This window comes from Syntrophorhabdus sp. (genome assembly GCA_012719415.1).
Classification (GTDB): domain Bacteria; phylum Desulfobacterota; class Syntrophorhabdia; order Syntrophorhabdales; family Syntrophorhabdaceae; genus Delta-02.
Genome location: JAAYAK010000033.1, coordinates 1 through 4,324, shown reverse-complemented (window position 1 = coordinate 4,324; position 4,324 = coordinate 1). Strand labels below are relative to the sequence as shown.

Sequence of the window (4,324 nt, the reverse complement as noted above, 5' to 3'; positions counted from 1 at the left end):
TGGCGACAACCTACGAGAAGAGCCTCAAAGACTCCGTCAAACGGTTCATGGGCCTTCTTGAGCCCGCGATCATCCTTACCATGGGGCTCGTCATCGCTTTCATCGTAGTCTCCATGCTCGTCGCGATATTCGGTATCCTGGAGCTGCCGTTTTGAAGATGAAGGATAGCGGTTTCACGCTTCTCGAGCTGGTGATAGTCATGACCCTCATGGTGCTCTTTCTTGGCCTGTCTGGTGTGCATTTCGCGAACCGTCTCCCCTCGGCGAAGCTTGACGGTACGGCGCGGGAGCTTTCGGGTCTCATTCGCATGGCGCGCATAGAGGCGATGAGCGTAAGGGGAGAGCGGCGCGTGACGATCGACCTTAACCGCAGGACCTACGGCCTCAAAGGAGCGGCCCGCCGCGCGGTTCCGGAGGGCGTCGCCATCAGTGTGGTGGACCCTGTCCGGGGCGGGATCTACGGGGGAGAATACGACATTATCGCCGACGCGTCGGGAACGGTTGGGTCATGCGAGATCATTCTCGGAACCAAAAAGAAGACCTTCAGGATCGAGATCGATCCTGTGATCGGGTCCGTGGTCGTGAAGAATTATGGACAAGAAAACTGAAAGATCCGGAAGGCGCAGGTTTCCCGCAGGCCCGGAAGGTTTCACTCTCCTTGAGATCCTTGTGGCCTTCGTTATTCTTGCCACTGTGGTCACTGTCGTCCTCCAGTTGTTTTCGGCGAATCTCAAGACGCTCGCGATGTCAGACGACTATCTCACGGCAACGGTGCTTGCTGATATCAGGATGAGGGAATTACTTGAGGGTGGGCAGCTGAAGGAGGGTACCTCAAGCGAGACGAAGGATGGCTACGTGATGGACATGACCGTGACGGAGGCGCTTGGGGAGCGCACGAAGGGTTTCTCGTGGCAGGTGTTCGAGGTGGTGCTCAATGTCTCCTGGCAGCAGGGGGTGAGGAAAAGGTCATTCTCTCTGAAGACCTTCAAAACGGTGAAAAGAGAGGTGATCAAGAATGAGGAGCTATAGGAGCAACCTTTCCCGGTCGGGGGGCTTTACGCTCCTGGAACTCATGGTTTCCATCGTGCTTGTCGCCATGATCGTAGTTATCCTAGCCGCCTCAATGCGAGCCGGGCACCGCTCCCTCGAGGGGGGCGAGAGAAAGGTGGAGTGGATGGAGCGCCTCAGGGTCTCCACGAGGCTCATCGATTCCCAGTTGCAGTCCTGCCTCCCCCTCACCGTGCAAGAGGAAAAGGACCTCAAGAGATCGGTGTTCATAGGTGCGCGCGATGCGATGACATTCGCGTCGAACCGCTCTCTCTTTGGCGGCCGGAAGGGGTATGCCATAGCCTCATACAGGATCGAAAAGGATGAAAAGGGAAAGCTGGCGCTCTATCTGAAGGAGACCACGATAGGCATGGAGAATACAAGGGAAGCGAGACTCCTCGACGGTTTCGACGACATCCGGTTTGAATACCTTCAATCCGCGAAGATAAAGGGGCTGGGAGGGGGCGGCTGGTCGGACGAACTGGCGGACACCACCCATCTCCCGCAAAAGGTAAAGCTTCATCTGGAAAAAGGCGAGAGGAAGTTTTCTCTCACGATACCCCTGCGAACCAGGAAGCCGCCCGGGGATGACCCTGATGAAGAGAGTGGGACATGAGAAGAGAGAAAGGCTTTCTTCAGAAAGAGAGCGGTTTTGCCCTCATCATGGTGCTCTGGGTGGTCATTATCCTCATGGTCATCGTCATGTCTTTTTCCGTCCTCGCGAAGACCGAAAGCAGGGCGGCCCTCTTCTTTCGAGATTCACTGGCAGAGGGCCTTCTCGCCCAGGCGGGACTGGAGCGGGCCATTCTGGAGATATACTACCGGAAGGAGAACCTCAACAAGACCATCGTCCCCGACAGCACAGAGACCTTGAGGGTCGACGGCACGGCCATCGAGGGCGATATCGGCGATGGCAGGTATGTCGTCAGGATCTTCAACGAGGCGGGGCGGATCAATCTCAACACCATGAACGAAGGGAACAAGATCGTCCTCGACAATCTTCTCGTCAATCTGGGGGTGGAGAAGCAGACGGCGGACACCATCGTGGATTCGGCTCTCGACTGGATGGACAAGGATACCCTCCATCGCATGAACGGTGCCGAAGACGACTACTACCGGTCCCTCCCCAATCCATACAGGGCCAAGAACGGGCCCTTCGATACGGTGGAGGAGCTCCTTCTGGTAAGAGGCATGACGCCTGACATCCTTTTCGGAACAGAAGAACATAAAGGGCTCGTCCACTTCGTCACCGTCTATGGGGATGCATCTAAGATAAATGTCAATTTTGCAGCGAAAGAGGTCATCATGGCCCTGCCCGGCGTGTCGGAGGACCGGGCGGCAAGGATCATCGATCAAAGGAAGCAGGCGGAGCTGAAATCCCTCGATGATGTTCGGGGCATCATGGGAGGGGAATACAGCAACGTATCATCCTACATAGACGTCGCTGAATCCATCGGCTACACCATCGAATCGACGGGTTTCAGAGGGGGCGCCGGGGATGGCCACGGTATCCGGGCCACACTCCTCGTCAAGTCGGGAGGGACATACGAGTACATCTATTACAAGACCCCAGCGGAGACAACGAAATGAGAATTGGACTCTTGACGCTGAGCCCCGCCATTGAGAAAGGAATTGCGTACTTCAGAGCCGCGAGGGCAAGAGTTGAGCCTCTGTGCCTGAGAATCTGGGCGGTGCTGAACCGCAACCTCGTTGAAGGCATCATCCTGCCCGAGCGCTTCTTGGCGGTTTGCATGGAAAGGGGATGCGTGTCGGCGGCAGCGGGTGAGCGTTTTCTCAACCGCAGACGGCTCACGGGGTCTGCAAGGTATCTCCTTGAAGGAGATGGATTTCCGGCCCCCGACGATCTTGCCGCCGCCGCCTCCCGCGCGATGAAGGAACTGGGGCGCAGAGGCTCGAAGGTGCTCCTGGGTGTTCCCAGGGAATGGGTTGTCATCAGGACCGCACAGATGCCCTCGACCGTGAAAGAGAACATGGGACCTGTGGTGACTTACGAGATCGACAGGCTTACCCCCTTATCGGCCGCCGATGCCATGTACGATCATGTTATCGGTGCAGAGAGGGACAAAAGGATCGCCATAACCCTCATGGCGGCGAGAAGAGAGAGATTGAGCCCCTTCGTGGCGGCATTGACGGAAAAGGGGCTCCCGCCCGTGAGAATCTCGACGCCTTCGCCGGACATGGCACGGCTGTGCGGGCGCCTTGCCGGGAGCGGGACCTTTGTGTTTCTTCACGTTGACCCATATGGATACGAAGGCTGGTCGGTCGAAGAGGGCAACCTGGTGAGCAACTTTTATGGTTCATGTGATCCGTGCGGCGATGACGAAGATCCGCAGAGGCGCTATAAAAATGTGAGGGCCGACCTTGCTGCGGCCGGTGCCGCCGATGGGTCGCGGCCCCTGTGTTTTGTTGCCGAGAACGGTGCTGAGGCCGGGGATGTGCTGCCGGACATCGTGCACAGACAGATCGGGGACAGGGAGACAATGTCATTCTTCGGGGGTAGTCAGAAGGATGTTCCCTTTGCTCCCGCAGCCATGCTCCATGAAGCCCTTTTCCCGGGCCTCAAGAGCTTCGATCTTGCACGCGGCGGCGTCGGGGAAAAGAAGAGGGCCCCCCTCGTTACCTCTCTCGTGCTTGCCGCGCTCCTTGTTATGATGCTGATCCCTTACGTTGTCGTGCCTCTTGAGATGGAGAAGCGCAAGATCACCGCTATTGAGGAGCAGATAAGATCCCGCAGGAAGAATGTGATGGAAGTGGAACGGCTGAAAAAGGAGGCGGAGGCATTGCAGGGCGAGTTGGATCACATGGAGGAATTCAAGAAGAAGAGGCCCATGTCGCTCAATATCCTCAAGGGGTTGACCTCGCTCCTCCCGAAAACGGTGTGGCTCACAAGAACGAGGGTCACGGAAGAGACGGCGGAGATCGAGGGTTATGCCGCCTCGGCGACGGGGGTACTCTCGATCCTGGAGCAGTCCGACCTTTTCAGGAAGGTCGAATTCGCCTCACCGACGATGAAGGACGCGCGGCTGAATGGCGAGCGTTTTGTCGTTCGGATGGAGCTGGAAGGGTTCAAGAAACAGGAGACAAAGACGGAAGGGATGGTGAAGAAGGATGAAAAAGGAAAATAGACTCCTCATATACGCGATTCCCGCCGTCATCGTTCTCGCCGTTCTCACCGTTTATCAGTATGGTTTCGTGAATGCCCGCAAGGAAATGGTCTCTCTCCGGGAGACGAGGGCCGCACGGGAAAGGGCACTCAT

General features: G+C 57.0%; 7 protein-coding genes. All 7 read left to right on the top strand.

The window, feature by feature from the left end; genetic code table 11:
- Window positions 1-155: type II secretion system protein GspF (locus tag GXX82_01815; GenBank protein NLT21763.1), on the top strand; the 155-nt coding region annotated here is incomplete at its 5' end.
- Entirely contained in the window at window positions 152-607 is a 456-nt protein-coding gene (locus GXX82_01810) for a prepilin-type N-terminal cleavage/methylation domain-containing protein (GenBank protein NLT21762.1), read from the top strand. The genes GXX82_01815 and GXX82_01810, both read left to right, overlap by 4 nt.
- Window positions 591-1,028 carry a prepilin-type N-terminal cleavage/methylation domain-containing protein gene (locus GXX82_01805; GenBank protein ID NLT21761.1) on the top strand — a complete coding sequence of 146 codons (438 nt, stop codon included), beginning with the start codon at window positions 591-593 and terminating at the stop codon, window positions 1,026-1,028. The genes GXX82_01810 and GXX82_01805 overlap by 17 nt, the downstream gene beginning before the upstream one ends.
- The gene (locus tag GXX82_01800) at window positions 1,015-1,662 is read left to right on the top strand and encodes a prepilin-type N-terminal cleavage/methylation domain-containing protein (GenBank protein NLT21760.1); all 648 of its coding nucleotides are present in this window, start codon (window positions 1,015-1,017) and stop codon (window positions 1,660-1,662) included. The genes GXX82_01805 and GXX82_01800 overlap by 14 nt, the downstream gene beginning before the upstream one ends.
- The gene (locus GXX82_01795) at window positions 1,659-2,636 is read left to right on the top strand and encodes a general secretion pathway protein GspK (protein NLT21759.1); all 978 of its coding nucleotides are present in this window, start codon (window positions 1,659-1,661) and stop codon (window positions 2,634-2,636) included. The genes GXX82_01800 and GXX82_01795 overlap by 4 nt, the downstream gene beginning before the upstream one ends.
- Window positions 2,633-4,192 (top strand): hypothetical protein, encoded by a 1,560-nt coding sequence (locus GXX82_01790; protein NLT21758.1) that lies wholly within the window; start codon window positions 2,633-2,635, stop codon window positions 4,190-4,192. The genes GXX82_01795 and GXX82_01790 overlap by 4 nt, the downstream gene beginning before the upstream one ends.
- Window positions 4,176-4,324: hypothetical protein (locus tag GXX82_01785; protein ID NLT21757.1), on the top strand; the 149-nt coding region annotated here is incomplete at its 3' end. The genes GXX82_01790 and GXX82_01785, both read left to right, overlap by 17 nt.